At 74.2% G+C, this 2,172-nt stretch carries 3 protein-coding genes; all 3 read right to left on the bottom strand.

What is annotated here, in order from left to right; all coding sequences use genetic code 11:
* Nucleotides 1-530: reverse transcriptase-like protein (locus ACFW1I_RS35805; RefSeq protein WP_384677851.1), on the bottom strand; the 530-nt coding region annotated here is incomplete at its 3' end.
* Complete coding sequence (locus ACFW1I_RS35800) at nucleotides 530-1,273, bottom strand: zinc ribbon domain-containing protein (protein WP_384677855.1); 744 nt, start codon at nucleotides 1,271-1,273, stop codon at nucleotides 530-532. The genes ACFW1I_RS35805 and ACFW1I_RS35800, both read right to left, overlap by 1 nt.
* Nucleotides 1,270-2,088 (bottom strand): Nif3-like dinuclear metal center hexameric protein, encoded by an 819-nt coding sequence (locus ACFW1I_RS35795; RefSeq protein ID WP_384677849.1) that lies wholly within the window; start codon nucleotides 2,086-2,088, stop codon nucleotides 1,270-1,272. The genes ACFW1I_RS35800 and ACFW1I_RS35795 overlap by 4 nt, the downstream gene beginning before the upstream one ends.
* Nucleotides 2,089-2,172: the final 84 nt, after the last annotated feature.

The following is a 2,172-nucleotide window of genomic DNA, read 5'->3' as shown; positions in this document are numbered from 1 at the left end:
GCGACCTCCATCGACGCGCGGGCCCGGGCCCCGCCCGCCGACGCGTCGCCGTGCGGGCCCGAGGGCTGCAGGGATGCCGCGACCCGCGCCGCGGACGTGTCGCGCGGCGACCACTGCTCGCCGCGCTTGCCGGCGTCCATGGCCTCGTTGGCCAGCCGGTCGGCGTGCTTGTTGCGCTCGCGCGGGATCCACTCGTAGTGGACCCGGTCGGCCGGGAAGGCGCGGGCCGCCTCGGCCGCCAGCGGCTTCATGTCGGGGTGCTTGATCTTCCAGCGGCCCGACATCTGCTCGACGACGAGCTTGGAGTCCATCCTGACCCGGACCGTGGCGTCGGGCGCCAGGTCCAGGGCCGCGCGGAGGCCCGCGATGAGGCCCTTGTACTCGGCGACGTTGTTGGTGGCGACGCCGATGTACTCGGCGGCCTCCGCGAGCGTCTCGCCCGTGGCCGGGTCGAGGACGACGGCACCGTAACCGGCGGGTCCGGGATTGCCCCGGGAGCCGCCGTCCGCCTCGACCACGAGCTCGCGCATTACAGGCCGGACTCCGCCGTGCGGACCAGGATGCGGCGGCAGTTCTCGCAGCGCACGACCGTGTCCTTGGCGGCGGCCCGCACCTCGTTCAGCTCGGTGATGTTGAGCTCGATGTGGCAGCCCTCGCACTTGCGCTGGTAGAGGCGGGCCGCGCCGACGCCGCCCTGCTGCTCGCGGAGCTTGTCGTAGAGCTTCAGCAGGTCGGCGGGGACGGTGCCGGCGACGACCTCGCGCTCCTTGGCGACGCCGGCGGCCTCCTCGTCGAGGCCGGCCTGGGCGGTGTCGCGGCGGCCGGTGGCGTCGTCCACCTTGGCCTGGACGGCGGCGACGCGGTCGGTGAGCTCGGCGACGCGCTCCTGCGCGGACTCGCGGCGCTCCATCACCTCCAGGACGATCTCCTCCAGGTCGCCCTGGCGCTTGGCGAGCGAGGTGATCTCGCGCTGGAGGCTCTCCAGGTCCTTCGGGGAGGAGACGGCGCCGGAGTCGAGCCGCTGCTGGTCGCGGGTGGCGCGCTGGCGGACCTGGTCGACGTCCTGCTCGGCCTTGGTCTGCTCGCGGGCGCAGTCGCTCTCCTCGGTCTGCGCGGCGACGAGCAGGTCGCGCAGCTGGGTGAGGTCCTTGGTCAGCGCCTCGATCTCCGCGTGCTCGGGCAGCGCCTTGCGCTTGTGGGCGAGCTGCTGGAGGCGGACGTCCAGGGCCTGGACGTCGAGGAGGCGGATCTGGTCGGCGGGCGCGGCGTTCAGTTGGGGGCTCCAGAGGAAGTGTGGTGGGAGGACCAGGGGTCGGTGACCGTCTTCGAGACGTGGACGCGGAGGTCCCAGCCGTGGCGGTCGGAGATCTCGTCGAGCTGGGCGGCGGCCTGCTCGCACCAGGGCCACTCGGTGGCCCAGTGGGCGGCGTCGACGAGGCCGAGCGGTGAGTGCTGGGTGGCCTCGGAGACGGGGTGGTGGCGCAGGTCGGCGGTGAGGAAGGCGTCCACCCCGGCGGCCCGCACGGCGTCGAAGAGGCTGTCGCCGGAGCCGCCGCTGACGGCGACGCGGCGGACGGTCATGGCGGGGTCGCCGGCGACCCGGATGCCCTGCGCCGTCGCGGGCAGCCGCTTCGCGGCGCGGGCGGCGAACTCGGCGAGGGTCTCGGGGTGGTCGAGCTCGCAGATCCGGCCGAGGTTGTTCTCGGGGACGAGCGGGCCGGTGACGCGCAGGTCGAGGGCGCCGGCGAGGGCGTCGGAGACGCCGGGGTCGGCGGTGTCGGCGTTGGTGTGCGCGACGTGCAGGGCGATGTCGTGCTTGATCAGGGTGTGCACGACCCGGCCCTTGAAGTGGCCCGCCGCGACCGTCGTCGTCCCGCGCAGGTAGAGCGGGTGGTGGGTGACGATCAGGTCGGCGTCGAGGGCGACGGCCTCGTCCGCGATCTCCTGGACGGGATCGACGGCGAAGAGGACACGGCGGACCTCGGCGTCGGGGTCGCCGCAGACGGTGCCGACGGCGTCCCACTGCTCGGCCCGCTGGGGCGGCCAGAGGGCGTCGAGCTCGGCGATGACTTCAGACAGACGGGGCACGGAGGAAAGGCTACCACGACACCCTGGCCCCCCCGCCCGGGCGGGGGGGCACCCCGGGGGGGGCCCGCCGCACAGACACACACA

This window comes from Streptomyces sp. NPDC058955 (genome assembly GCF_042741435.1).
Lineage (GTDB): Bacteria > Actinomycetota > Actinomycetes > Streptomycetales > Streptomycetaceae > Streptomyces.
This window is presented reverse-complemented; position numbering and strand designations above follow the sequence as displayed.